A 25,675-nucleotide genomic window follows, 5' to 3' on the forward strand; every position below is an offset into this window, starting at 1 on the left:
GACGAGCGAGGTACGAGCGAGGAGGGAAGGCGTCACTTCAAGGCGCCTCGGAGTGGAACGGGGAATACAGCGTGAGTACTCCTACGATCGCGGCGCCGCCGAGTTTGGCTCGGCGGGTTCCGCCCGGCACCGCGGCGCGGAACATCGCCACGCTGGCGTGGCGGAACCTGGTGCAGATCAAGCACAACCCGATGGAGCTGCTGGATCTCAGCATCCAGCCGATCATGTTCGTGCTGTTGTTCGCCTACGTGTTCGGCCCGTCGATGGCCGGCAGCGTGGAGGCGTACCTGCCGGTGGTGATCCCCGGGATCATCGCGCAGAACGCGCTGTTCGCCGGGATGACGACCGGGTTCGGGCTCAACAACGACATCACCAAGGGCGTGTTCGACCGGTTCCGCAGCCTGCCGATCGCGCGCAGCGCGCCGCTGGCCGGGCGGATCATCGCCGACACGGCCAAGCAGGCCTGGTCGATGGTGATCCTGCTGATCGTGGGGTTCATCATCGGGTTCCGGCTGGAGACCGGGCCGGTGGCGCTGCTGGGGGCGTTCCTGCTGCTGCTCACGTTCGCGGTGCTGTTCTCCTGGACGTCGGTCTACATCGCGATGAAGGTGGACGAGCCGGAGAAGGTGCAGATCTTCGGCTTTGTGGTGATCTTCCCGCTGAGCTTCCTCAGCACCGCGTTCATCCCGTCCACCGACCGGATCCCCGGGCCGGTGGCCTGGGTGATGGACAACAGCCCGGTGACCCAGCTGGTGGAGGCGATGCGCGGGCTGCTGGTGGGCGGTCCGGTGTTCGACCACGCGATGATCGCGCTGGCCTGGGGACTGGGCATCGCCCTGGTCTTCGCCCCGCTGTCGCTGCGGGCCTTCAAGGCGCGCGCCTGATCAAGGCCCGGCCCGGCCCTCCTCGCCGGATCCGGCGAGGTGGGCCGGCGGGACGGGGCGTTCCAGGCCGAAACCGGCGATGACGTCGTCGAAGGTCCTGGCCCGGCCGCGTTCGTAACGGGTGCCGAAGGCGGCCTCGCCGAGGGCCTCGCGGACGGCCTGCTCGACGTCCGCCGAGACCGGCCGGGACAGGTCCCGGGTGCCGCGCAGCCCGTCGGCGGCACCGATCAGCCCGGCGGCCCGCTCCGGGTCGCCGTCGCATACGGCCAGATGGGCGAAGCCCACCAGGACGGCGGCGACGATCGGATGGTCGAGGGCCTTGACGGCATCGGCCATCGCCGTGTCCAGCCGGCGGCGCGCCGCGTCCAGGTCTCCCGCGCCGAGGTCGGAATGGGCCCGGCCGGCCAGCACGATGGCTCTCATGTGCGGTGGGTCGCCGAGGTTGCCGGACAGCTCCTCGGCCCGGTCGTACCGGCGGACGGCCTCGGCCCGATCGCCCTCCCTCTCGGCGAACTCGCCGTACTGCATGTGCAGGTACGCCACCGCCTCGGACGCCCCGGTCCGCTCGGCGTCGCGCAGGGCCTGGGACAGCAGGTCGCGGGCCCGGTCGAGCTCGCCCAGCAAGTGGAACTCGTTGGCCAGCCGGGCGTGCATGTGGACGAACATGCCCGCCCCGCCGCCGAGCGGGGCGTTGTGGCGCAGCGCCTCCTCGTACAGGCCGACCGCGGCCCGGTGCTCCCCGCGCCAGGCCAGCACGTCGGCCTGCGACGTCAGCGTGAACGACAGGCCCCACCGGTCGCCGGCCTCGCGGAAGCCGCGCAGCGCCTCGGCGAAGTCCTCCCCCGCGTCGCCGACCCGGCCGAAGTTGACGGCGACCTGGCCCGCGACGAAGTGGCCGATGGCCCGTACCCAGGGATCGGGGTCGTCGACCAGGGATCCGATGGAGACGCGCGCGTCCTCGTTCCAGCCCTGGGCGTACAGCCCCATCATCGCGAGCATCACGCGCAGCACCGGGTGCCGCCGCCGCTCCTCGACCCCATCGGTGATCCGCTTGACCCGTTCCAGCCAGCGCAGGGCGCCGTCGTTCTCCCAGGGCCCGTCGAAGCTGATCATCACGCCGTGCGCCAGGGCGGTCGCGGTGGTCTCGTCCTCCGGCAGTCCCGGCATGGCCATGACCTCGGTGAAGATCTCCTTGGCCTCGCGCACGCCGCCGCGCAGGAACCAGTGCCAGCCGAGCGCCGCGCAGAACCGCACGGCCAGCGCGGCGTCTCCGGCGGAGATCGCCCAGCGCAGCGCGGCCTGCACGTTGTCGTGCTCGGCGATGAGCAGGCCCATCCAGTACAGCTGATCGTGGCGGTACAGGCGTGGCTCGGCCGTCTCGGCGAGCTCGGCGAGGTACTCGGCGTGGGCGCGCCGTACCCGCTCCTGCTCGCCGGCCTCGGCGAGGCGCTCGGCACCGTACGCGCGGAGGGTCTCCAGCATCCGGTAGCGCGGCGGGAGCTCCTCGGCGCCGGCGCCGCCCAGCGCGGCGTCCTCGGTGACGATCAGCAGCGACTTGTCGACCAGGGCGGTGAGCACGTCCAGGACGTCGGCCGGATCGAGCTCGGGGCCGGTGCAGACCCGTTCGGCGGCGGCGACGGTGGCGCCGCCGGAGAACACCGACAGGCGCCGCCACAGGGCCCGTTCGGCCTCGTCCAGCAGGTCCCAGCTCCACTCGACGACGGCGCGCAGCGTCTGGTGCCGGGGCAGCGCGGTGCGGCTGCCGGTGGCCAGCAGCCGGAACCGGTCGCCGAGCCGGTCGGCCACCTGGCCGGGGGTCATCGCGCGCAGCCGTACGGCGGCCAGCTCGATCGCCAGCGGCATCCCGTCCAGGGCCCGGCAGATCCGGACCAGGGACGACACGTTCGCGGCGGTCACCGCGAACGCCGGGGAGACCGCGGCGGCGCGGTCGGCCAGCAGCCGTACGGCCGGGTTCGCCATGGCCTCCTCGACCCCGGCGCCCTCCGGCGGCGGGCGCAGCGGCTCCACCGGCCAGAGCGTCTCGCCGGTGATGCCGAGCGGTTCGCGGCTGGTCGCCAGGATCCGTACGCCGGGACAGCCGGCCAGGATCCGGTCGGCCAGCCGGGCGGCGGCGTCGAGCAGGTGCTCGCAGTTGTCCAGGACGAGCAGCAGCCGCTTGCCGGACAGCGCGGCCGCGAGCCGGTCGAGCGGGTCGCCGGGCTCGGCGATGGACATCCCGCGGTGGCCGGCCGGGACCAGCAGGGTCTCCCGCAGGCCCAGCGCGGTGAGCGCGGCCAGCGCCACCTCGGCCGGGTCGGTGACCGGGGCCAGCTCGACGAACCAGGCGCCGTCGGGCATCGGGCCGCAGCGCCGCTCGGCGGCCTCCAGGGACAGCCGGGTCTTGCCCGCGCCGCCCGCGCCGGTCAGGGTGACGAGCCGTTCGGCCGACAGCAGCTTGCCGACCCGGTGCAGGTCGTCGTCGCGGCCGATGAAACTCGTGAGCCGGGTGCGCAGGTTGCCGGGCGGCCGTTCCGGGGGCGGGCCGGCGGGCTCGTCGCCGTTCGCCTCCGCGGCACCGGACGGGGCCGCCCCGGCGCGCGGCCGCAGCAGGACGGGGTCCTGGCGGAGGACGGCGATGTGCAGGCTCTCCATGTCAGGGGACGGGTCCACGCCGAGCGTCTCGGCCAGGGCGCGCTTGGCCGAGTCGTACTCCGCCAGCGCGTCGGCCTGCCGGCCCGCGCCGTACAGGGCGCGCATGAGGCGGGTCCGGATCGGCTCGCGGAGCGGGTCGGCGGCGGCCATCGCCTGCAGTTCGGGGATCAGGTCGTCGTGGCGGCCGAGCGCGAGGTCGGCGTCGATCCGCTCGTCCAGGGCGGCGCGGCGCAGGCCCTCCAGGCGGGCGGCGGGGCCGTCCGCGAACGGCAGCCCGCCCGCGTCCGCCAGCGCGGTGCCCCGCCAGAGCCCGAGGGCGTCGCGGAGCCCGGCCGCGCGGGCCTCAGGGTCGGGTGTACGGCGCGCGGCGAGCAGCCGCGCCTCGAAGTCGTGGGCGTCGATCGACGCGCGCGGCAGCACGAGCCGGTACGCGCCGGGCCGCGACTCGACGCGCTCGCGGCCGATCACGGCACGCAGCCGGGACACCAGCGACTGCAGGGCGTTGGGCGCCCCGGCCGGGACGCGGTCCTCCCAGAGGTCGTCGATGATCCGGTCGGCGGGCACCATCCGGCCCGCCTCCAGCGCGAGCAGGATCAGCAGGGCGCGCAGCCGGGCGCCGCCGACCCCGGCCCGGCGGCCGTCGGCGTCGATCTCCAGCGGCCCCAGGATGCCGATCCGCACCTGTTGATTGTCCCCCACCTTGACTATCCCCCACCCGAAATGACCCCGTTCCCCCGGTACAGCGCCATGCCCCCTAAGAGCCACGCCCCCAACAGCCGCGCCCCCGAGAAGCGCGACGCCCCGACGATCCCATGGACCGTCGGGGCGTCGCATATGGAGTTTTCGTCCGGGGGTCGCCGCCTCGGTAAGGCGGCGTTCTCCGTGACTCGGTCAGGCGGCGTTCTCCGTGGCCTTCTCCTTCGCCTTGTCCCTGGGCTTGGCGTCGGACAGGGCGGCCAGCTCGAACTCGGCGCGCGGCTGCTCGATGCTGCCGAGCGACACGGTCTCGCGCTTGAAGAACAGCGCGAGCGTCCAGTCGGCCAGGACGCGGACCTTGCGGTTGAAGGTCGGGACCCGGGAGACGTGGTAGGTGCGGTGCATCACCCAGGCCGGGAAGCCCTTGATCTTGAACCCGTAAGTGTTGGCCACGCCCTTGTGCAGGCCGAGACCGGCCACCGAGCCGACGCTGTTGTGCGCGTACGGCTTGAGGGACTTGCCCCGCAGCGAGCGAACCAGGTTGTCGGCCAGGACCTTGGACTGGCGGACGGCGTGCTGCGCGTTGGGGGCGCAGAACATGCCCTCCTGGGTGAGGTCGGGCACCGCGGCGTTGTCGCCGGCGGTGAACGCCCGGACGACGCCCTCGACGGTGAGGTACTCGGTGGCCTTGACCTGGCCGCGCTCGTTCAGCGGCAGGTCGGAGTTGCGCACCACCGGGGACGCCTTGACGCCCGCGGTCCACACCAGCGTGCCGGCCGGGAACGCGCTGCCGTCCGAGCACTCGATGAAGCCGCCCACCGCCGACTGCAGGAAGGTCTCGAGCTTGACGTCGATGCCGCGGCCGCGCAGCTGCTCGGCGGTCCACTTGCCCATCTCGGCGCCGACCTCGGGCAGGATCCGGTCGGCCGCCTCGACCAGCACGAACCGCAGGTCCTGCGGGTTGACCTTGCGCATGTACTTCACCGCGCCGCGGGCCATGTCCTCCAGCTCGGCCAGGGCCTCCACGCCGGCGAAGCCGCCGCCGACGAACACGAAGGTGAGCGCCTTGCGGCGGATCTCCTCGTCGTCGGTCGACTCGGCGATCTCCAGCTGGGCCAGCACGTGGTTGCGCAGGTGGATGGCCTCGCCGATGGTCTTGAAGCCGATGCCGTGCTCGGCCAGGCCGGGGATCGGCAGGGTGCGCGACACCGAGCCGGCGGCCATCACCAGGTAGTCGTAGGAGATCCGCTCCGGCGGGCCGGCCAGCGGCTGCAGGATGGCCCAGCGCTCGCCGTGGTGCAGCTCGGTCACCCGCGCGTTGCGGACGGTGCAGCGGGGCAGCACCTGGCGCAGCGGGGCGACGACGTGCCGCGGCGAGATGTTGCCCGCGGCGGCCTCGGGGAGGAACGGCTGGTAGGTCATGTACGAGTTGGGGTCGACGATCGTGATCTCGACCTCGCCGTGCTTGAGCTCGCGGCGAAGCTGCTTCTGCAGACGCAGTGCGGTGTACATGCCCACGTAGCCGCCACCCACGATGAGCACGTGGGGAGCGCCAGGGGTGCCCTTGGCGATCCTGGCCATTACGGCCTCCTCAGTCACATGGTCGGTAAGCACATGGTCGGTAGCCATCAGCTTGTGAAGACATTCACAAACTACCTGACGGCTCGGGCGGAACACCAATCGAAAACCATGAAAGAACCGCGAAAGATTCCATCGGGTCAAGATGGACCGATGGTTACGACGTGAAACATGCCACTCCTTAACGGATGTCACCATCGGAAGCGATCTGGTTCACATGACCAACGTCACAGCCGCCCCGCCGGAGAGCCGCCCCGCCGTCCGGCCTGGCCCGTTCCAGGTCCGCTCCCCGCCCCGCGGGCCGCCCGGCGGCGAAAGACCCGTTCCATCGATGCCGAACCTCTAAGGTGGGGCCCGAATGAGCCCGAATGAGGAAGGGGGCGCGATGAGCAGGGACCGGCGTCCGATCACGGCCGTGGCGGGTGCCCTCGCGCTCGCCGGCGTCCTCGGCCTCAGCGGCTGCGGATGGCTCGGCCAGCCCAAGAAGGCCAGTGCCGAACTGTCGGAGTGGTTCACCGTGTTCAGCCCGGTCTTCCGCGATGGGCGCGACTTGCCCACACGGTACGCCTGCACGACGTACCCTGGCGGAGCGGCCACGACCCCGCCGCTGCGGTGGTCGGGGACCCCGGCGGGCACCCGGTCGTACGCGATCGTCATGGACGACCCGGACGCCGAGAGCGGCGCCTTCGTCCACTGGGTGATCGGCGGGATCGACGGGACCACGCAGCAGCTGGTCGAGGGCGCCCGGCCGACCAGGGCCGTCGAAGGACTGAACACGAGCGAGAAGGTGGGCTACTCGCCGCCTTGCCCGCCCAAGGGCGAGGAGCACCGGTACCGCTTCACCATCTACGCGCTGGACGCCGAGGTGCCGTTCCGCAGCGGTGCGCCGCTGAAGGAGAGCCTGGGCGCCATCGCCGAGCACACGGTGGGGCGTGGCCGGATCACCGGGAACTTCGGAAGCAAGTAGGCGCGTTCGACTCCGCGACCGGGGAACGGCGATCGTTCCCCGGACGCGCGGCCGGCGCGGACCCTTCGGGGGGCTGGAGGCGAGAGGGGCGTACGGATGGGCGGCTTCGGGCGGATGCCTCGGGTTGGCCAATCGGTACGCGCCGTGTGAGGGTAGATGCGCGCGAAGGGTGTGACAACGGTCATAGCGGTCGGCCAGGATCGGTTCAGGTCCGCCGAGGCCGGGCCGCTGGCGACGATCGGGACGATCCCGGGGGCCGCGGTGGCGACTCTCGCTGGGCCAAGGCATTGGGTGGTGGCATGACGAACATCGTGATCTTCGGCCTCATTGTGGTCGTGGCGCTGGTGGTCGTCCTGGTGGTCTTGGGCCTGCGGGCCAGCCGCTCGGGACGCGACGAGGACGACTGGATCGACGACGAGCAGCAGCCACCCCGTGGCTACCGGCAGGCTCCCCAGGAGCAGATGGCCGATGACGGCTACGGGCCGGGGCCGGGGCCGGGCTACGACAACGGCCAGGGCTTCGACAACGGCCAGGGCTACGGCGGCGGCTACGAGGCCGGGTACGAGGACGGCTACGAGGGCGACGGCGCCTACGGACCGCCCCCGGGCCAGGGTCAGGTCCCGGGTCCCGGCCAGGGCCCCGGCCCTGGTCCTGGCCATCCCGAGCCGGAGTTCGACCGCCGCGTCGCGGGCGGCCCGCTCGCCGCGCCGACCCCCGCCCCGGCGATGGCCGCGCCGAGCGGACCGGCGACCGACGAGATGGAAGACGACGACTACTGGGCGACGATCACGTTCGACAAGCCCAAGTTCCCCTGGCAGCACGACAAGGCCGGGGACGAGGCCGCCGATCCGGCCGCCGACCCGCTCAACGCGCGCGCCGACGACATGATGCCCGGCGAGCCGATGCCCGGCGAGCCGATGTACGAGCACCCGATGCACGCGCAGGGCGCCGATCCGCTGCTCGCGCAGCGCAACGAGCCGCCGATGCCGATCGAGCCCATGCTGACCCAGCCGGTCCCGCTGGGCGCCGACATGTCCGGCTCCCGTGGTGGGGGCTACGGCGGTCAGGGCGGCCCGGTCTCCGGCGGGCACGGGCTGGCCGCGGCGGCGGGTCCCGGCGACTACGGCTCGACCGGCCCGCAGTCCTCGCCCGCGCAGCCGTACTCCGGCTCCCCCGCCTCCCCGTACGGCGACCCCGGCTCCACGGTCAGCGACCCGATGCCGGCCGACCCGCTCGGACAGGTCATGGGCCAGTCGATGGGTGGCGCGCAGGCGCCCTACGGCGGCGCCGGTCCCGACTTCCGTACGCCCGACTACGGGCCCGCCGACCAGTCGCCGTACGGCGGCTCGGGGCCGGGCTCGGGGCTCGACCAGCCGTCCTATGGCGCGCCCGAGCCGTCCTATGGAACGCCCGAGCCGTCGTACGGCGCGCCCGAGCCGTCCTATGGGGCGCCTGAGCCGTCCTATGGCGGTGGCAACCAGTCGTCCTACATGCCTCCGTCCCCGTCGGACACGGGCGACCCGCTGGGAGGCCGTCCCGGCGCCCAGGGCCTGCCCCGTTCCGACGGCTACGACCGTCCGATGGCGCCGCCGCCTCCGGCCGGCGGGTCCGACCCGCTCGGGCTGCCGCTGGGACGTTCCGACGACCAGGGCGGCCGCGGCTACGGCGACCCGGGCTACGGCTCGCACTCCGAGCCGCCCCGTCCGGCCCCGCCCGCCGCACCTCCGGCACCGCCGGCGCCCGCGGCACCGGCGGCCGGTGCGCCCGGCGACGGCGCCACCGACACCGACGGCCACAAGCTGCCGACCGTCGACGAGCTGCTCCAGCGCATCCAGCACGACCGGCAGCGCTCGTCCGGCGGCGACCAGGGCGGCTCGTACGGCGGCCTCAACGACCCGCTGAACGACCCGCTCGGCTCGTCCTCCCCGTCCCCCTCGTACGGTTCCACCGGCTCCACCGGCTCCACGGGCCCGTGGCCCGCGCCGGGCGGACCCAACGGTGGCGGCGAGCCCGCCGGGGCGACACAGAGCTTCTCCGGGCTCCCCGGGGGCGGTTACGGCGGCTCCGGGCAGGGCGGCCAGAGCGAGGGCTACCCCACGGCTCCCGCGTACGGCGAGACGCCGCGCTACGACGACCCGCTCGCCACCGGCGGCGGGCGCGGATCGTACGGCGACGCCGGTTCCGGTGGCGGCGAGGCCGGGCGCTACGGCGACTTCAGCGGCAGCAGCTACGGCTCCGACTCGGGCCAGGGCGGCGCGCAGGGCGGCGGCTACGGCGACCCGAACTCCACGCAGGCGTACGACCCCAACGCCACCCAGGCGTACGGCGGCGGTTACTCCGGGTCCCAGGGCGGCTACCCGGGTGCGCCCGGCGAGCAGAGCGGGGCCCCGTACGGGTCGTCCTATCCCAACTCCGAGCCCAACCGGCAGCAGGACGACTGGGAGAGCCACCGCGACTACCGCCGCTGACCCGCGGTACCAGAGCGCGACCGAGGCGTGGCCCACCGGATATCCGGTGGGCCACGTTTTTGTGTCGTCACCAGCATCACCGCGATCGCATGGTTGCATACGCTACGTGACTACAAAACCACTCTTCGTATATGAATGGAGGCGAGATCTGCTCGCCTCCTTCGTCGTCTTCCTCGTCGCGATCCCGCTCTCGCTCGGCATCGCGGTGGCCTCCGGCGCACCGATCGCCGCCGGGCTGATCGCCGCCGCCGTCGGCGGGATCGTCGCCGGCCTGGCCGGCGGGGCCCCGCTGCAGGTCAGCGGCCCGGCCGCCGGGCTCACCGTGATCGTCGCCGAGCTGGTCCAGACCTACGGCTGGCGCGCCACCTGCGCGATCACCATGCTCGGCGGGCTGCTGCAGCTCGCGCTCGGCGCCTGCCGGGTCGCCCGTACGGCGCTGGCGGTGTCCCCCGCCGTGGTGCACGGCATGCTCGCGGGGGTCGGCGTCGTGCTGGTCCTGGCGCAGCTCCACGTCCTGCTGGGCGGCAGCCCCCAGCACTCGTCACTGGCCAACCTGAGCGAGCTGCCCGGGCAGCTGGTCGCCTCGCACTCGCAGGCGACGATGCTCGGGCTGCTGACGATCGCCGTCCTGCTGCTGTGGGGACGGCTCCCCAAGACCGGCGGGGGCGTCGCCGCGGCGGCCCGCTGGATCCCCGGCCCGCTGCCCGCGATCGCGATCACCACGCTGTGCGCCTGGCTGCTGGCGTGGAACGTCCCGCGCGTCGACCTGCCCGACTCGCTCATCGCGGGCCCGCACCTGCCCGCGCTGCCGCAGGGCCCCCTGCCGGAGGTCTTCGGCGCGGTCGTGGCCATCGGGCTGGTGGCCGCGGTGGAGTCGCTGCTGTGCTGCGTGGCCATCGACCGGCGCCGTCCCGCCGGGGTACCGCGTGCCGATCTGGACCGCGAGCTGGTCGGCCAGGGCGCCGCCAACACCGTCAGCGGCCTGCTGGGCGGGCTGCCGATCGCGGGCGTGATCGTCCGCAGCAGCGCGAACGTGGAGGCCGGGGCCCGGACCCGCGCGTCCACCGTCATGCACGGGGTCTGGGTGCTGGTGCTCGCGATCTCGTGCGGCCCGCTGATCGAGCGGGTGCCGCTGGCCGCCCTGGCCGCGCTGCTGGTCGCGCTGGGCGTGAAGATGGTCGGTACGGCCCGGTTTCGCGATCTGCGGCACCATCGCGAGGCCACGGCGTACTTTGTCACCCTGGTCGGGGTGGTGCTGCTCGGGCTGGGCGAGGGCGTGCTGCTCGGCCTCGGGGTCATGGCCGTGCTGGCACTGCGCCGGCTGACCCGGCTCACCGTCCGGGTCGAGGAGGCCGCGCCGGCCGCCGGCGAGGCCGCCACCACCGGCATCCTGACCCATGTCGAGGGCGACCCGGCGGAGTTCGGCGCCCAGCTGGGCACGCTGAGCCTGGGCGGCGAGGCCGGGCGGCGGGTCGCCGCCGACGATCTGTCGCCGCCGGCGGGCCGCTGGCACGTGGTCGTCGAGGGCACGCTGACCTTCCTCGGCGTACCGAAGCTGACCGCCGTGCTGCAGCGGATCCCGGCCGGTGTGGCCGTCGATCTGGACCTGAACGTGGACTTCATGGACCACGCCGCGTTCGAGGCCGTCCACGAGTGGCGCCGGGCCCACGAACGGCTTGGGGGGAGGGTGGACATCGATGAGGTTCACGAGACTTGGTATGAAAGAGCTGTGACCGGAGATATGTCTCCGCCGCGTAAATCGTCCCCGCCTGCCCGCTGGTGGGCTCCGTGGGCGAATCGACGGCGGCGCAACGAAGTGGCCGAACTCGACGGGCCCGAGGTCTCGCCGAGTGCTCTCCTACTGGCGGGCGTACGGGAGTACCACGGCCGTACCGCCCGGCTGGTCCGGCCGATCATGGCCGAGCTGGCGTTCGAGCAGAAGCCCGAGCACCTGTTCATCACCTGCGTGGACTCGCGGGTGGTCCCGAACATCATCACCGCCAGCGGCCCGGGCGACCTGTTCATCAACCGCAACGTCGGCAACCTGATCCCGCGCCGCGGCTCCCGTACCCCCGACGACTCGGTGGCCGCCACCGTCGAGTACGCCACCGGCGTGCTGGGCATCCGGACCATCACCGTGTGCGGCCACTCCAACTGCGGCGCGATGGCCGCCCTGCTGGCCGGCGGCACCGAGGTCGAGCACCTGGCGGGCCTGTCGCGCTGGCTCAAGCACGGCAACCACAGCCTGGCCCGCTTCCTCGCCACCGAGCCCGGTGACGGCGACGAGCCGCCGCTCGCCCGGCTCTGCCAGATGAACGTGATCCAGCAGCTCGACAACCTGCTCACCTACCCCTGGATCCGCAGCCAGGTGGAGGCCGGGGAGCTCGAGCTGGTCGGTCTCTACCTCGACCTGGAGACCGCCAACGTGCGCGTCCTCGACCAGTCCGCGCAGGTCTTCGTCCCCGTACCGGACGAGGCGCCCGACACCGGCGCCCGAGCGCTCGGCTGAGGCGGAGCCATGGGCCGTCCCGCCGCGGACGGCCCATGGCCCTCTAGTGGTCGACCAGCTGCCCGTGGCCGTCGGTCTCGTGCGGGCCCATTTCCTCGGTCCCGCGTGCGTACATTCCCGTGATGCGGCGCGCCCGGCGCGCGCGGCCCGTGGAAGCCGGACGGAACAGTGCGTCCCCTCGGCTCGCCCGTGCGAACTCCACCAGATAGACGAGTGACACCAGCAGGCCGATGAGCCCCATGCCCGTTACCGCGATGAACATCATCGGTGCTCCTCTCCGCGGGGCCGGTCCCAGGTCGTCCCCGCCGTCACCGCCGATCCCCCATGGCGATCAGCTCTACTTGGACGTTAGACGCGGTCCGGGCGGCCGTTTGTGTCGTGTGACCTGAACACGGAGAGATACTGAAACTTTCTCCATTCCACCCTTGAGGGCCGTCGAGCGGACATCCGCGGCCACCCCGCGTGATGGAGACGCGTGATGGAATGGGATCATGCATGACCGTCTGGTCGGCTGGTACCGCGACCTTCCCGGACGGACCGCCGCGCAGGTGAGCACCGTCGTCCTGCACGCGACCGAGACCCCGGACCTGGAGTCCGCCCGGATCCTCGCCGAGGACGGCCCCCCGGTCTGCGGCCACCTCTACATCGACCGGGACGGCGCGACGTACCGCTTCGTCCCGCTGGACCGCGTCGCGTCCCATGTACGCGGCCACAACGCTCCGTCGATCGGCATCGAGATCGTCAATTCCGGCCGCCATCCCGACCATTTCGACTCACGGAGCCAGGATCCGTCCGAGAACTTCACGGCCGCCCAGATCGGCGCTTTGAAAAATGTCCTGGACGCCCTTAAGCAGGATTTTCCGAATCTGCGCGAGATCGTGCGGCACAGCGATCTGGACGAGGCGATGGTGCCCGCCTCCGACGACCCGTCCCGCCTCGTCCGGCGCCGCATCGACCCCGGCCCCCGCTTTCCCTGGGACGAGATCGCGGCGTTCTGGAATCAGATCAGCGACGCCTCGACCTGAGGATCCAGCCCGACCACCGGGCGGTCGGGCCGTTGCGGCGGCGCCCCGCCGATGCTCCGCATCCACGCCCAGGTGTCGGCGACGGTCTCGATCACCGGACGGCACCGCAATCCCGCCTCCAGCGCCTTGGAGACATCGCTCTGATGTATCGTCCCGTGCACGTCCCCCGGCGGAAGCCAGATCGGCAGGTCCGACCACGGCTCGATCCCGGCCGCGAGAATCCGTTCCGGCTCCACCCAGCGCAACCGCGCGTCCGAGCCGGTCACTTCGACGCACGCCTCGAGCAATTCCCGCATCGTCGTGAACCCCGGCGGACTGATCATGTTGTAAGCGCCGCCGAGCCCTTTGTCCGCGGCCTCCAGACTCCACACGGCCATGTCGCGGGCGTCGACGTACTGCAGGCCCAGGTCCATCGGCCCGGGCGCCAGGACCGGGCCGCCCTTGGCGATCCGCTGGAGCCACCAGGGCAGCCGGCCGATGTTCTCGTACGGCCCGATGACCAGCCCGGCCCGTACCAGCAGGGCCCTTTCCCCGAAGCCCTCCAGAGCCCCGAGCTCCCCGCCGCGCTTCAGCTGGGGATAGCCGTCCCCCTCCACACCGACCACGGGCGCGCTCTCATCGGCGCCGGGCTCCGTGGGGAACTCGTACACCGAACGGCTGGAGACGTACACGTAGCTCCCCGCCCGGCCCGCCAGCGTCTTGGCCGCGTCCCGTACAGCGGCCGGATCCCACGACCAGGTGTCGACGACGGCGTCCCACTCGCCCTGCTCGATCGCGGCCAGTCCCCCGGCCTCGCGCCGATCGCCTTTCAGCGCGCTCACACCTTCCGGAGCCGGGTGCGTGCCGCGGTTGAAGACCGTGACCTCGTCCCCCCGGGCCAGCGCCTCCTCGACGAAGGCACGCCCGACGAACTCCGTCCCACCCAAGATCAAGAGCCTCATGCCCGCCACTCTGCCCCCCGGCGCGCGTCCCCGTCACCCCTTCACGCCACCAGCGAACACCACGTGCCACCAGCGAACGCTACGTACGGAACGAGAGCCCGCGCTCCTCCAGAGCCTCCCGCAGAATCCGCAGGGCTTTGGGCCCCATCCCATGCAGCTTCTGGAGCTCACGCTCGTCCACCCCGGCGAGCTGGTCCAGCCGGACATAACCGGCCGCCACCAGCGCCCGCCGAGCCGGAGCACTGACCCTGGGCAGATCAACCTCATCGACCATGCCCGCCACGGTACGCCGGGCCACCGACACTCAGTCCCGGTCCGCGAAGACGCCCTCCAGCATCCCGGTCGCCTGCCCCACCTCGATGAGGTAACCGTCCGGGTCGCGCAGGTAGCACCGCAACTCGGCCTTGCGATCCAGCGGCTCGGTAAGGAACCGCGCACCCTTCGCCTTGGCATCGGCGTAGAAGGCCGCGATGTCGGCCACCCGGACGTTCATGAACGCCGACACCGGGTCACCGGGCTCAGGCGGAGACAGCGTGACATCGGGCTTGTCAGGCGTAGGCCCGCCACCTGGATTCATGATGATCCAGCCATTGGCGACCTGGACGATCGCCGGATTCTCCTCCAGCACGACCTCCCCGCCGAAGACACCGGCATAGAACTCACGCGACACCGCGACATCTCGTACGGTCAGGAAATGCGTGAGCACCAGCCCCTGGCCGGGTGCCGGAAGAGCCATCGGTTTCCCCCCTCAAGAACGCCGGCGATACTGATCCCACCGGTTCAGGTCATCCTCCAGAGCGGCCCGGTCCCAATCCCCCAGCACCGCGGCCGCCTCGTACGTCGTCCTGAGGAACTCCCCCAGCACCCGGTCGGGATCGCTCGCATCGGCCACCGCCTCGTACGGCAGCAGGAACTGGCCGTTCTCACGGCTGTAGAACGCCGCGTCCGGCGCCACCGAATAATCAGCGAAGCCTTCCGGCTCCGGATAGGCATAGGCGTAGAACGCACCCTCGTCCCCACCCCCAGGCCAGAACCCGCAACTGGACAACTCCCGCGAGTACCCCTCCACCATCACCCAGTCACCGCAATTCGGCGCCCCACCCGGATGCCGCGGAGCGAGCCGTCCAGAGAACCTGGTGCAAGCCAGATCCATCGCGCCCCAGAAGAAATGCACTGGACTGACCTTGCCGACGAAATGCGCCCGGAACTCACCCATCACCCTGGCGGCCTGCGACAACTGCCGCCAGAACGACTCCGCCGCCGCTCCGTCGTACGACGCGTGCTGCTCGTCCTCCGCGAACGGGATCGCCGGCTCCACCTCGTTCGGCGCCGCCTGGATCTCCGTCTCGATCCCGAGTTCCCCCAGCGCCCCCATCACCTCGCCATGGAACCGGGCCACCGACTTGGGCTCCAGCGCCACCGCACGGGATTCACCATCGCTGCCCCTGATCCGCAGCACATGGTCGATGAAGTCGAACTCCATATCGAACGTCCCGGTCCCGTACGGGATCGCCGAAGTGGTGAGCCCCCGGGGACTGACGTACAGCGTGACCTGCCACCAGTGATTGATCAGCGGCGCGTGAGCCAGCCGGATCTTGCCGACGATCTGGGTCCACATGTGCAGGGTGTCCCGGGTCTCCACCCAGTCCGCGACACGCAACCGCGGCCATGCCCCCTGTGATCTCCGCACGGCACACTCCCCCCGACGTCCACCGGGCCCGCAGCCGGACGGCTCCTGGCCGGGCGACCCGTCCCCTGCACTGATCCACTTCTCGCTACCCCGGCCCCTTCCCCATGAAACTCCAGGCACCACGGCGCCGCCCGCGTAGGAACCGCGCCGACCCCTGTCTCGTCTGGTGCACGGCATGGACGGTGACCGGCTTGCGTGGGGGTGGGCATCGCAGCCTGATCAAGGCGAAGCGCAGCCGGAACCGGGTGCAGCCCTCGGCGCTCCGGGCCAGGTCAGAGCATTAGGGGCGGACGAGTCGGCCTGTAGGCCGGGTTTTGTCCCCGCTTGCGCGGGGGACGGCCATCCATCTCGGGCCGCCGTTGCCGGCGGCCTCCAGCGGTCTACCCGCAGGCTCGGGCGGGCCGCCCTCGAACGCCTGCGCAGGGCGCCCGTAGGCGCCCCTCTTGACCTTGCTCCAGGTGGGGTTTACCTAGCCGCCCACGTCACCGTGGGCGCTGGTGAGCTCTTACCTCACCGTTTCACCCTTACCACCAGAGGTGGCGGTCTGTTTTCTGTGGCACTGTCCCGCGGGTCACCCCGGGTCGGCGTTACCGACCACCCTGCCCTGTGGAGCCCGGACCTTCCTCGGCGGGGCATCGCCCCGACGCGGCCGCCCGGCCGGCTCGTCCGCCGTACGGGCCAGGTTACCGGAGGTGGTGGGTGTCGTTGAACGAGCGCAGGGTGGCGGGGCCGTCGTCGTACCAGTCGATGCTGGAGAGGGCGGCCACGTCCAGGCGCATCCGGTAGAGGGAGGACATGGGGGCGCCCAGGGCGTCCTTCACCAGCAGCTTGATGGGCGTGACGTGGGAGACCACCAGGACGGTCTGGTGGCGGTAGCGGACCTTGAGCTTGTCCAGGGCCGTGCGGACGCGGCGGGAGACGGCGGTGAAGCTCTCGCCGTTGGGCGGCGCGACGTTCGGGTCGGCGAGCCAGGCCCTGAGCTCGGCGGGCCAGCGCTGGCCTACTTCGAGGAAGGTGAGGCCCTCCCAGTCGCCGAAGTCGGTCTCACGGAAGCCTTCCTCGACGCGGATGTCGGCGCCGGTGGCGGCGACGACCTCGGCGGCGGTGTCGCGGCAGCGGCGGAGGGGAGAGGTGACGATCGCGTCGAGCTCGCGCTCCTTGAGGGCCAGCGCCGCGGCCTTGGCCTGAACGAGGCCGTGGTCGGTCAGCGGGATGTCCCCGGCGCCGGCGAAGCGCTTGTCGATGGACAGCGGGGTCTCGCCGTGGCGCAGGAGGAGGGTGCGGGTGGGCGAGCCGGACGGGGCCGACCAGCCCGGTTTGTCGCCCTCCTCGTCGGGCTCCTCCTCGCGGCTCCACTCTTCGCCCCTGGCCGCGGCGTCCATGGCCGCGTTGGCCAGCCGGTCGGCGTGCGCGTTGCGCTCGCGGGGGATCCAGGTGTACGTGACGGTGCCGAGGACGGAGGCCAGCTCGCGGGCCTGCAGGGCCAGCGGGATCATGTCCGGGTGCTTGATCTTCCAGCGGCCGGACATCTGCTCGACGACCAGCTTGGAGTCCATCCGCGCCTCGACCCGGGCGGTGGGGTCGAGGTCCGCGGCTGCGCGCAGCCCGGCGATCAGGCCGCGGTACTCGGCGACGTTGTTGGTGGCGGTGCCGATGGCCTCGGCCACCTCGGCCAGCACCTCGCCGGTCAGCGCGTCGCGGACCAGGGCACCGTACCCGGCGGGCCCCGGGTTGCCCCGGGACCCGCCGTCCGCCTCGATGATGAACTTTCTGGTCATGGCCTCACTCCGTTCGGCGGCGGACAGGCGCCTTTACGCGACGGCGTGCTCGCCCCGACCAACCGACCCCGCCGACCTCCTCGGCCTCGTCGCAGGCTCCTCAGTCCAGCCGCCGCGCGCCTGTCCGCGGTCACAGCCCCGACTCCGGGGTGCGGACGAGGATGCGGCGGCATTCCTCGCAGCGGATCACCTCGTCGTCGGCGGCGGCGCGGATCCGGTTCAGGTCCACGGTGTTGAGGGCCAGGTGGCAGCCCTGGCAGGCGCCGCGGTAGAGCTTGGCGGCGCCGACCCCGTCGAACTGGCCGCGCAGCTTCTCGTACAGGTTCAGCAGGTCCTCGGGGACGTCCTTGGCGACGGCGGTACGGGCGGCGCCGGTGGCGGCGCTCTCCTCGTCGATCTCCTTCTGGGCGGTGTCGCGGCGCTGGACGACGGCGTCGAGCTCCTCCTGGGCGGCGGCGCGGTCGGTACGCAGGGTGGTGACCCGGCCCTCGGTCTCCTCGCGGCGCTCCATGATCTCCAGTACGACCTCCTCCAGGTCGGACTGGCGGCGCTGCAGCGAGCCGATCTCGGCCTGCAGGCCGCTGAGGTCCTTGGCCGAGGTGACCTGGCCGGAGTCGAGCCGCTTCTGGTCGCGGTCCGCCCGGGCCCGGACCTGGTCCACGTCCTGCTCAGCCTTGCGCTGCTCGCGGTCGAGGTCGCCGACCTCGGTCTCGGCGCCGACGATGGCGTCGCGCAGCTCGGTCAGGCGCGACCGCAGCCGGTCCACCTCGGCGAGCTCGGGAAGCGTACGGCGGCGGTGCGCCAGCCGGTCCAGCGTGGTGTCGAGGTCCTGCAGATCGACCAGGCGCTGCTGGGCGTGCTGTGCGGCTTTCACATTGCTCCTTCGTGGTGCAGGCGCCACGCGTCGGTGACGCGCGTGGACACCCGGGTCTCCAACGTGCCCGCCTTGGCGAGCCGCCGTTCCGCGTCGGCCAGCCAGGGCCATTCGGTGGCCCAGTGGGCGGCGTCGATCAGCGCGGGGCCGTCGGTGAACGCTGTGAACTCGGTTGCGGGATGGTGCCGCAGGTCGGCGGTGAGGTAGGCGTCCACCCCGGCCGCGCGCGCGGTGTCCAGCAGCGAGTCGCCCGCTCCGCCGCAGACGGCGACGGTACGGATCGTACGCTCGGGATCGCCGGCCGCGCGCACGCCCCACGCGGTGGCGGGCAGTCCCGCGGCCACCTGTGCGGTGAACGCGCGCAACGGCATCGGCTCGGGGAGGTCCCCGATCCGGCCGAGGCCGCGGCGCGGGTCGTCGGCGGCGGGCACCATCGGGCGCAGTTCCCCGGTGAGCCCGACGGCGCGGGCCAGGGCGTCCGAGACGCCCGGGTCGGCCACGTCGGCATTGGTATGGGCGGTGTAGAGCGCCACCCCGTTCCTGATCATGCGGTGGACGAGCCGGCCCTTGGGCGTGGTGGCGGCGACGCTGGTGACGCCGCGCAGCAGCAGCGGATGGTGGGTGACCACCAGGTCCGCGCCCCACTCCAGCGCCTCGTCCAGCACGGCGGCGACCGGGTCCACGGCGAGCAGGACCCGCCCGACCTCCTGGGCGGGGTCGCCGCAGACCAGGCCCACGGCGTCCCATGACTCGGCCCAGGACGGCGGATAGAGCTCCTCGAGGGCCTCGACGGCATGGGATAGGCGCACGTCCCGCAGGCTACCGGCTCGGACCGCTCCAGCCGAGTCGGAACGCCCGTGCCGCGGCACGGGACGAGGACGGGGTCCGGCACCGGCTATCGTGTGTGCTCCGCAGGACCCCGGACCTCCCGCGGAGGGGGGACTTCGCCTGCTCTCCCATCCGCTTCGCCCGGGCGGGATCAATTCGGAGATCCGTCGCGTTGGAGTTCGTGTGAAGTCACCCTTCCGTCGCCGCAAGCGCGTCAAGGGCCGTCCCCTCGGTACGGCCAAGCCCGCCGCCGAGCACGAGCCCGTGGAATGGCCCCGCGAGGGCACCGGCAACCGGTCGCTGATGGGCGCGATCCGCGGCGACGGCGAGACCGGCGCCGGTTTCGGCGGCGGCATGTTCGAGGATCTGGCCTCGGCGTTCGAGGGCTCCAAGAAGGTCAAGATGGAGGAGCAGGAGGCGCAGAAGACGCGCCGCCAGGACGACCACGAGGTGGCCGGCGACCGGGACGGGCGCGATGACCTGCAGTCCGGCAAGATCCGGATCCGGCGGTCGGCGGGCGGGCCGCAGGGTCCCGGCGCGCCGGCGTAAGCAATCTCTGACCGCTTTGTCTCGAACGTGTGTTCGAACTTGGGGTACCGTGACGGTGTGAGCACGTACGTTCCGCCCGGCTGGCCGTCCCAGGTCCACCCTCCGGGCTCCGAGCGCTTCGAGGACACGGCGATGGCCTGGCTGCTCGAACTCGTGCCGCCGGAGTACCGCCGCTACGGAGTGCTGCGCCGCTATCCGATCGCCCTGGCGCGGATGGCCCGCCACCATGTGAACGCGTCCGTCGAGGCCGCCCGGGACGGTTTCCGTACGGCCCGGGTCGATCTGGCCGACATGGTCCCGCCGCACGGCATCGAGGCCGTGCTCGACACGTACCGCCGCGAGGGCGCCCGCCTGGTCGCCCTGCTCCAGGGGATCGAACTGGTGGAGACCGCGCTGCGCGGCCTGATCCAGCCCGACGACCCCGACTACCGCCGCCCGTTCAAGCCCAAGCTCTGAGCCCCTCAGCGCCGTCCTGAGGGGACGGCGGTGAGGAAGCGGGGCGGGCGCCTGACGTGGCCGGTGAGGGCCTGCTGCACCCGCTGCCGTACGCGGGGCACGGCCTGGAGCGGGACGACGGCCACCGCGCATCGCCCTACCACCAGACCGCCCAGCGCTCCGGCGCCTTGAGCCGCGTCCAAGGCGAGGTCGAAGGGCGCGTCGCTTGTTGTGTGGGCTCGGGTGAGCGCCGCACCGAATGCCGCCAGGTCGCCCGCGCGTAGGGCGGACGCGGCTCGTTCCGCGTGGCCGTGGGCCGGTGGGTGTGTACGGTCCACGCCCAGGTCCATGATGAGGAGTCGTAGGCCCGCCCTGGCCAGATCGCACGGCAGGCGTTGTACGGTCTCGCCGGTTACAAGGAGGGCCTGGCCTGGCGCGGCGTGCAGGGTCGTCGTAGAAGCGGGGTCGTACGGGATGGGTGCGCCAGGCAGGCCGTATAGGTCGCGCACTGCCTGGGATACCGCGCAGGAGGTCTCAGCCCCATTGGAGAGACCTGTCTCGAAGGGCAGTTCTCGGTGCACCACGACTCGGGTCTCTAGGGCGTCGTGTGCCCGCAAGGCGGCAACGGCAGGTACGGCCCACTTGGGTGGCTGCCCGCCTGTGTAGCGGTCGGTGTGGTGGTTCATCGAGTAGACGTCGGTGGGGCCTGGCCCTACGGCGGCGATGACTCCCCAGGGGAGGCCGATCGTCAGCGCCGGTTCCTCCATGAGGGTCAGGGCTCCGGGGACGTGGCGTACGCACCCGGGTGCCTCGCCGAAGACCCGCTCGTAGACGTACGCGGTCATCCGCATGTCCGGATCGGCGGCCCGCTCGTCGACGATCCGGTTCTCAGGTGTGGTCGTCAGCATGTGGTGATCAGCATGTCGTGATCAGCATGTGCTCGTCAGCATGTGGTCAGCCCTCGTCCTTTCGCGCCAGTACGCGGTAGGCGTCGCTCGCTCCCGGGATCAGCGGCAGGACCAGCCGGTCCAGCGGCGCGGCCACGGCCAGCAGTGGCACGGCGAGGACCAGGCCCGCCACGCGGCGGATCCGTGCGGCGGCGGTCCGGCCCGGCGGCGCCCAGGGGCGGGACGGGGACGGGGCGAGCGCGGTCAGCGTGGTCAGGACCGAGAACACCAGGTCGTGACGCTGATGGGCACCGCGGCGCTCGCGTGCCACGACCCGCAGCCCGCGCGCCGCCAAGGCGTCCTCGAGGTTGCCCATCGAGATCATGTGCAGGTGCTGCGGCTGCATCCAGGCGCCCCAGCGGCGGCCGAGCAGGCGCCCGGACCGCGACGCGGGGTCGGGCAGCTCGACCAGCAGGTGCCCGCCCGGAACGAGGATCTTGACGGCCGCGTCGAGCTCGGCGAACGGATCGGGCGTGTGCTCCAGGTAGTGGAACATGCTCACGACGTCGTACCGCCCGGCCAGCTCGTCCACCAGTTCGGGGAAACGGCCCCGGTAGGCGCGGCGCAGCCAGCCGCGCTGCTTGCCCTCCCGGACGCCCTGGCTCAGGTCCAGGCCGTCGAAGACGGTGTCGGGCATGACGGTGCGGGCGATCTGGCAGAAGTGGCCGTGGCCCGCACCGACGTCCAGCCACATGCGCGGCGACAGGTGTGCAGCGGCCATCTCCGCGCGCGCTTTGTACGAGTCGCCCTGCGTGGCGAAGAGGCGCTCGCTGGTCATGGCGCCTAGGCCGTCATAGGTATCCCGGTAGTAGTACTCCAGGCCCGCCTCGTTGAGCTGCGGGTTCTGGAAGATGTGCTGGCACTCCTCGCAGCGGTCGAGGGTGAACCGCCCCGGCTTGGCCTGGACGACGTCCCTGCTGACCAGATGCGTTGCCAGGGATCGTGCCCCGCACCAGGGGCAGTCCCCGCGACGAGGCTCGAAGAAGCGTTCCAGGCCTTCGGCGAGGTCGTCCCGGTAGCCCTCCCTGGCCTTCGCCAGCAGTCGGGTCTGGCGCAGTTCCCACTCCGTCAGCGGGTCGTACAGGGTCCGCCACCAGTTCCAGGGCGTCTGTACGAGACGTAGCAGCGCGGTCCGGTGCAGGTCGCGGGGCGAAAGCGGAGTGCCCGCGAACGTGACGTAAGGCGCGACGCAGTAGGCCGCCACCGCCAGCACGCCCCACGCGACATCGGCGGCCAGGGCGAGCCACACGAGGCCGTAGCTCAGCACCGATCCGCCGAGGGCCGCTAGGGGCGAGACGCCTAGAGACCCCAGCCAAGCCCTTCGCCCCCGGCACGCGGGCGCACGCGGAGTGGTGTGGCATGGCACGACGGCCAAGTCCGCCGCGTACCCCTCCCCCTGGCGGCACGGCTGCGCGTACTGCCGCAGCTTCACCGTGACGGCGCCGTACTCTCCCGGTTCCAAGCCGCCGGGCCGTACTCCGGCACGTCCCAGCAGGCCTGAGGCGACGACGGTGGCGAAACCGGCGCCCCGCCCTAGGGCGAGAGGGTCGAGCCGGTACGTGCGGGGGTCGACGTGACGAGCCAGGTCCAGTGCTCGTTCCACGGGCAGATCCGCAGGGATCAGGTCCAGAACCTGCAGATCGTGCTCGCGCGCATGGGCCAGCGCGGCGCGCCGTGCCTGGCCGCTCAGCACCGCGTTCGCGGCGGTGAGCATCGCGTACGGGCCGTACGGTCCCTCCGCCTCGCGGCTGTCGGCGGCCCAGCGCAGGGGCTCGGCCCGTTCGGCCGGGGAGACCCGGGGCAGCGCGGACAGCCGGTGGCGCAGGCGCAGCGCGTTCAGGACCAGTCCCGTACCGACCAGCAGGGGCAGCGCGGAGAGCCAGCCACCCGGCTCTCCCACGCCGAACGGTGTCACGTCAGCTTCTCCAGACGGTCGGCCGCGTGCGCGGCGCCTCCGGCGGCGGCGAAGGACTCGCTCACGTCCGCCGCGGCCTCCCGGTAGGTGTCCCGCTCCAGTACGGCGCGCAGCGCGGTCCGCAGCTCGTCCGGCCGGACGCGGCCGTACCGGACCGTGATCCCGGCGCCGGCGGCCTCGACCTGCCGCGCGATCACCGGCTGGTCGGCCCGGATCGGCGCGACGACCAGCGGCAGCCCGCCGGCGAGCGCCTCGCACACGGTGTTGTGGCCGCCGTGGGAGACCACCGCCGACATCCGCTTGAGCAGCGTGAGCTGCGGGACGCGCTCGCGGACCAGCACGTTCGGCGGCGGGTCCGGTACGGTCTCGGGCGGCGCGACGAAGACCGCGCGCACGTCCATGTCCCGTACGGCGTCGGCCGCGACCCGGAAGAACCGCTCCCCCACCGGGCCGTCGATCGTGCCGAGCGAGACCAGCACCACCGGGCGCCCGCCGCCCTCGTCCAGCCACGCCCACGGGAAGTCCCCCGAGGACGGGCGGCGCAGCGCCGGCCCCACGAAGGCGAAGTGGTCGGGGAAGAACGACGTGTCGCCGATCAGCGCCGCCGTGGAGAAGGCCAGCACGAGGTGGTCGGAGAAGCGCAGGTCGATCAGGTCCTCGATGCCGTGGTCGAGCTGGAAGTCGCCGATCAGCTCCCGGACCCACTCCTCGACCAGCGGCATCCCGGCCAGCGGGCGGGTGAACTCGGCGGACGTGGTCGCGGAGGTCGCCCACGGGATGCCGCGCCGCCGGGCCACGACCGGCGCCGCCAGCACCTGCTGGTCGGAGACGATCACGTCCGGGTGGTACCGCCGCGCCGCCGACTCGACGCCGGGCATCATCGCGTGCCCGAGCGGGACGATGAACTCCTCCCACAGGAACCGCAGGGCCGCCGGGCCGCGCAGGCCCAGCCACTCCAGCCGGGCCCGCTCCAGCCGCGCCGCGAACGCCTCGTCCTCGGCCGTGAAGATCTGCGAGCCGCGCCGCAGCAGCGGTTCCAGGAACCCCCGCTGGCCGACCCAGGCGACCATGTGACCGCGCCGCGCCAGCTCGGAGGCCACCGCCACGGTCGGGTTGACGTGCCCGGTCAGCGGCGGGACGGCGAACAGGAAGCGCCGCCGCGCGTCCGGGTCCTTCTTGGCGGGACGGGCGGGCACGGCCGCGGGACCCAGCAGGGACGGGACCTGCACTCTGCGTCCGCTCACAGCGCACCCCCGCGCGACGACGCGCCTTCCAGCACGGGGCTTGCCGGCACTGCGCTTTCCGGCACGGGGCTTGCCGGCACGGCGGCCGGGACCTTCGTGCCCGCGTGGTGGGACAGCCAGGGCAACATGACCTCCAGAAGCTCGGCGGTGCCCTCGCTCAGCACGCTGTGCGCATGGCCCGCCATGGTGTGCAGGGTGCAATCGGGTACGGAGCGCAGCAGCAGGTGCCCGGCCTCGGCCATGTCGGAGTGCTCCCCGTACACGGCCAGGACCGGGCAGGCCAGCGACGCCAGCGCGGCGGGCGGCACGGGCTCCACGGCCGCCAGGTCGTCGAGCAGGCTGGTGCCGTTGACGAGCGCGTCCGCGGTGGCGGCCTGCCGGCCGAACCGCCGCCAGCCCGCCGCCAGGAGCCGGTCCGCGAGCTCCTCGTACTCCAGGACCAGCGCCGACTTGCCGAGGGTGTTGAGCATGTCCTCGGTCCACTCGCCGGGCCGCTCGGACGGCCCGTACGCCTCGATCAGCACCAGCCCGGCGACCCGGTCGGGCCGGGCCAGCGCCGCGTTCAGCGCGATCACGCCGCCGAAGCTGTTGGCCACCAGGTAGACCGGGCGGCGGTGCCCCAGCGCGTCGAGCAGGTCGAACAGGTCGGCGACCGCGTCCCCGGCGCCGTATCCGGTGCTCGTACGGTCCGAGCGGCCGTGACCGCGCAGGTCGTACAGGACGGCTCGGGCTCCCGCGCCGGCGACGGGCCCGGCGAGGGTGTAGTAGAAGCTCGACAGGTTGTCCATGACCAGCCCGTGCACGAACACCACGATGGGCGGCGGCGCCGCCGAGCAGGGCGTGGGGCCGGTCGCGGTGCTCTCGCGCGGCTCGATCGTCTGGACGTGGAAGCGGGTCCCGCGCGCGGTCACTTCAGGCATGGGTCTCCTCGGTACCGGTCAGGAAGGACTCCAGCAGCGGGGCCAGCCGGGCCCGCGCCGTGATGTGCAGGTCGTGGCCGCCGGGCAGGACGTGCCGCCGGGACGCGGGCAGCGCGCCGCCGACCAGGTCACCGGCCGGGCGGTACGGGGAGTCGGCGCCGACGACGGCCAGTACCGGGAGATCGCCGAGTGCGGCCAGCTCAGCACCGGTGACGGCGCGTTCGGCGGCCAGGTCGGCGAGCACGCTCGTCTGGCCGCACAGCGCGTCCCCGGCGGGCGTGGCCGCGATGGGCGTGGCGACGGCCGGCTCGCCGCGATGCAGGAACTCCCCGCCGAAGGGCGGATCGATCAGGGCCATCCGGGTCACCCGCCCGGGATGGGACCGGGCGAACCGGACGGCGACCACGGCGCCGTAGCTGTGCCCGGCGATCGCGAACGGCGGCAGCCCGGCGGTCAGCTCGGCAAGGTCGGCGGTCATGGTGGCGGTGTCGTAGCCGGTCGCGGTGCGCTCGCTCATCCCGTGGCCGCGCCAGTCCGGCAGCCGGACGGGACGGGTCCTGGCCAGCTCGGGCGCGACGCTGAAGAACCAGGACGCGGCGCTGCCGGTGAACAGCCCGTGCAGCATCACCAACGGCTCGGCGGCGGCGCCCCTACCCTGGCCGGCGCCCGTTCCCAGGCCGGTCTCCCGGCCCAGGTCGGTCTCCCTGCCCACGCCGGTTTCCCGGCCCAGGTCGACGACGTGGAAGCGGACGCCCCGCGCGCGGACGAAGGGCAA

General features: G+C 72.6%; 22 protein-coding genes and 1 other RNA gene. 7 read left to right on the forward strand and 16 right to left on the reverse strand.

Annotated elements, in window-relative coordinates:
- Positions 1 to 71: 71 nt before the first annotated feature.
- The gene (locus tag ACH34Q_RS08515; protein ID WP_395982235.1) at positions 72 to 884 is read left to right on the forward strand and encodes an ABC transporter permease; all 813 of its coding nucleotides are present in this window, start codon (positions 72 to 74) and stop codon (positions 882 to 884) included.
- Here the strand turns inward: ACH34Q_RS08515 and ACH34Q_RS08520 are convergent, their stop codons facing one another.
- Both ACH34Q_RS08520 and ACH34Q_RS08525 read right to left on the reverse strand, forming a co-directional pair.
- Positions 885 to 4,217: a BTAD domain-containing putative transcriptional regulator gene (locus tag ACH34Q_RS08520; RefSeq protein ID WP_395982236.1), complete on the reverse strand. Its 3,333-nt coding sequence runs from the start codon at positions 4,215 to 4,217 to the stop codon at positions 885 to 887. It abuts the gene before it with no gap.
- Between the two features lie 210 nt (positions 4,218 to 4,427).
- Complete coding sequence (locus ACH34Q_RS08525) at positions 4,428 to 5,813, reverse strand: NAD(P)/FAD-dependent oxidoreductase (RefSeq protein WP_395982237.1); 1,386 nt, start codon at positions 5,811 to 5,813, stop codon at positions 4,428 to 4,430.
- A gap of 355 nt (positions 5,814 to 6,168) precedes the next feature.
- Between ACH34Q_RS08525 and ACH34Q_RS08530 the strand changes: the two genes are divergently transcribed.
- The 3 genes from ACH34Q_RS08530 (at position 6,169) to ACH34Q_RS08540 (ending at position 11,754) form a co-directional block, all read left to right on the forward strand.
- Entirely contained in the window at positions 6,169 to 6,777 is a 609-nt protein-coding gene (locus ACH34Q_RS08530) for a YbhB/YbcL family Raf kinase inhibitor-like protein (RefSeq protein ID WP_395982238.1), read from the forward strand.
- 299 nt (positions 6,778 to 7,076) lie between these two features.
- Entirely contained in the window at positions 7,077 to 9,245 is a 2,169-nt protein-coding gene (locus tag ACH34Q_RS08535) for a hypothetical protein (protein WP_395982239.1), read from the forward strand.
- Between the two features lie 106 nt (positions 9,246 to 9,351).
- Positions 9,352 to 11,754, forward strand: coding sequence for a SulP family inorganic anion transporter (locus ACH34Q_RS08540; RefSeq protein ID WP_395982240.1), 2,403 nt, complete (start codon positions 9,352 to 9,354; stop codon positions 11,752 to 11,754).
- A gap of 43 nt (positions 11,755 to 11,797) precedes the next feature.
- Here the strand turns inward: ACH34Q_RS08540 and ACH34Q_RS08545 are convergent, their stop codons facing one another.
- Positions 11,798 to 12,019, reverse strand: a complete 222-nt coding sequence (locus ACH34Q_RS08545; protein WP_395982241.1) for a hypothetical protein — start codon at positions 12,017 to 12,019, stop codon at positions 11,798 to 11,800.
- Positions 12,020 to 12,245: 226 nt separating this feature from the next.
- Between ACH34Q_RS08545 and ACH34Q_RS08550 the strand changes: the two genes are divergently transcribed.
- Complete coding sequence (locus ACH34Q_RS08550) at positions 12,246 to 12,779, forward strand: N-acetylmuramoyl-L-alanine amidase (protein ID WP_395982242.1); 534 nt, start codon at positions 12,246 to 12,248, stop codon at positions 12,777 to 12,779.
- Here the strand turns inward: ACH34Q_RS08550 and ACH34Q_RS08555 are convergent.
- The 8 genes from ACH34Q_RS08555 to ACH34Q_RS08590 form a co-directional block, all read right to left on the reverse strand.
- Positions 12,755 to 13,720: an NAD-dependent epimerase/dehydratase family protein gene (locus ACH34Q_RS08555; RefSeq protein WP_395982243.1), complete on the reverse strand. Its 966-nt coding sequence runs from the start codon at positions 13,718 to 13,720 to the stop codon at positions 12,755 to 12,757. The genes ACH34Q_RS08550 and ACH34Q_RS08555 overlap by 25 nt on opposite strands.
- A 79-nt stretch (positions 13,721 to 13,799) precedes the next feature.
- On the reverse strand, positions 13,800 to 13,994 hold the full coding sequence (locus tag ACH34Q_RS08560) for a DNA-binding protein (protein ID WP_395982244.1): 195 nt from the start codon (positions 13,992 to 13,994) through the stop codon (positions 13,800 to 13,802).
- A 30-nt stretch (positions 13,995 to 14,024) separates the two neighbouring features.
- Positions 14,025 to 14,456: a VOC family protein gene (locus ACH34Q_RS08565; RefSeq protein ID WP_395982245.1), complete on the reverse strand. Its 432-nt coding sequence runs from the start codon at positions 14,454 to 14,456 to the stop codon at positions 14,025 to 14,027.
- Positions 14,457 to 14,468: 12 nt separating this feature from the next.
- Positions 14,469 to 15,410, reverse strand: a complete 942-nt coding sequence (locus ACH34Q_RS08570) for a DUF5996 family protein (RefSeq protein WP_395982246.1) — start codon at positions 15,408 to 15,410, stop codon at positions 14,469 to 14,471.
- 287 nt (positions 15,411 to 15,697) lie between these two features.
- An RNA gene (gene rnpB / locus ACH34Q_RS08575) (RNase P RNA component class A) lies at positions 15,698 to 16,075 on the reverse strand.
- An 18-nt stretch (positions 16,076 to 16,093) separates the two neighbouring features.
- Entirely contained in the window at positions 16,094 to 17,188 is a 1,095-nt protein-coding gene (locus ACH34Q_RS08580; RefSeq protein ID WP_395982247.1) for a bifunctional RNase H/acid phosphatase, read from the reverse strand.
- A gap of 130 nt (positions 17,189 to 17,318) precedes the next feature.
- Entirely contained in the window at positions 17,319 to 18,062 is a 744-nt protein-coding gene (locus tag ACH34Q_RS08585; RefSeq protein ID WP_395982248.1) for a zinc ribbon domain-containing protein, read from the reverse strand.
- Positions 18,059 to 18,871, reverse strand: a complete 813-nt coding sequence (locus ACH34Q_RS08590; RefSeq protein WP_395982249.1) for a Nif3-like dinuclear metal center hexameric protein — start codon at positions 18,869 to 18,871, stop codon at positions 18,059 to 18,061. Before ACH34Q_RS08590 ends, ACH34Q_RS08585 begins: the two co-directional genes overlap by 4 nt.
- A gap of 202 nt (positions 18,872 to 19,073) precedes the next feature.
- Here ACH34Q_RS08590 and ACH34Q_RS08595 point away from each other — a divergent pair, with 202 nt between their 5' ends.
- Together ACH34Q_RS08595 and ACH34Q_RS08600 are read left to right on the forward strand one after the other, a co-directional pair.
- Positions 19,074 to 19,439 carry a DUF6191 domain-containing protein gene (locus ACH34Q_RS08595; RefSeq protein ID WP_395982250.1) on the forward strand — a complete coding sequence of 122 codons (366 nt, stop codon included), beginning with the start codon at positions 19,074 to 19,076 and terminating at the stop codon, positions 19,437 to 19,439.
- A 57-nt stretch (positions 19,440 to 19,496) separates the two neighbouring features.
- The gene (locus ACH34Q_RS08600; protein WP_395982251.1) at positions 19,497 to 19,895 is read left to right on the forward strand and encodes a hypothetical protein; all 399 of its coding nucleotides are present in this window, start codon (positions 19,497 to 19,499) and stop codon (positions 19,893 to 19,895) included.
- A gap of 5 nt (positions 19,896 to 19,900) precedes the next feature.
- On the opposite strand, the gene ACH34Q_RS08605 is transcribed toward ACH34Q_RS08600, so the two are convergent.
- The 5 genes from ACH34Q_RS08605 to ACH34Q_RS08625 are packed head-to-tail and all read right to left on the reverse strand — an operon-like array spanning position 19,901 to position 25,675.
- A complete protein-coding gene (locus ACH34Q_RS08605) occupies positions 19,901 to 20,782 on the reverse strand; it encodes a hypothetical protein (protein ID WP_395982252.1) in 882 nt (293 codons plus the stop codon).
- 46 nt (positions 20,783 to 20,828) lie between these two features.
- Positions 20,829 to 22,736 (reverse strand): methyltransferase domain-containing protein, encoded by a 1,908-nt coding sequence (locus tag ACH34Q_RS08610; RefSeq protein WP_395982253.1) that lies wholly within the window; start codon positions 22,734 to 22,736, stop codon positions 20,829 to 20,831.
- The gene (locus tag ACH34Q_RS08615) at positions 22,733 to 23,980 is read right to left on the reverse strand and encodes a glycosyltransferase (protein ID WP_395982254.1); all 1,248 of its coding nucleotides are present in this window, start codon (positions 23,978 to 23,980) and stop codon (positions 22,733 to 22,735) included. Before ACH34Q_RS08615 ends, ACH34Q_RS08610 begins: the two co-directional genes overlap by 4 nt.
- On the reverse strand, positions 23,977 to 24,900 hold the full coding sequence (locus tag ACH34Q_RS08620; protein ID WP_395982255.1) for an alpha/beta fold hydrolase: 924 nt from the start codon (positions 24,898 to 24,900) through the stop codon (positions 23,977 to 23,979). Before ACH34Q_RS08620 ends, ACH34Q_RS08615 begins: the two co-directional genes overlap by 4 nt.
- A complete protein-coding gene (locus ACH34Q_RS08625; RefSeq protein WP_395982256.1) occupies positions 24,893 to 25,675 on the reverse strand; it encodes an alpha/beta fold hydrolase in 783 nt (260 codons plus the stop codon). The genes ACH34Q_RS08620 and ACH34Q_RS08625 overlap by 8 nt, the downstream gene beginning before the upstream one ends.

Origin of the sequence: Actinomadura sp. 9N407 (assembly GCF_044326315.1) — a bacterium.
In the GTDB taxonomy this organism is placed as follows: Bacteria; Actinomycetota; Actinomycetes; order Streptosporangiales; family Streptosporangiaceae; genus Spirillospora.